1 pseudogene is annotated in these 260 nt (G+C 75.8%); it reads left to right on the forward strand.

Annotation, left to right across the window (positions count from 1 at the left end):
- Positions 1-260: pseudogene (locus tag ACKX14_RS16105) on the forward strand (hypothetical protein); the annotation flags it as partial.

The raw sequence follows: 260 nt of genomic DNA on the forward strand, positions 1-260 counted from the left end.
CGGGGGCGGCCGGGCGATCGACGAGCTCGTCGTCCAACTCCCGTCGGAGGACCTGGTCACGCTGATGGTCGCCGAGGTGCACGCCGTCGAGGGCGTGTCGGTCGAGCACGTGCGCCCCGTGCCCGACGACCGCGTCGACGCCGGGCTGCTGGCGCTCACGCTGGCCGCCGAGGTGGCCGAGACGGCGAGCGAGGGCCGCCGCGAGCGGTTCGTCGCCGGCGTGGCGGCGCTCACCGAGTCGGACTGGGTGATGCTCGTGG

This window comes from Thermorhabdus hydrogeniformans, from assembly GCF_049310025.1.
GTDB lineage: Bacteria > Bacillota > Thermosediminibacteria > Thermosediminibacterales > Tepidanaerobacteraceae > JBJYKD01.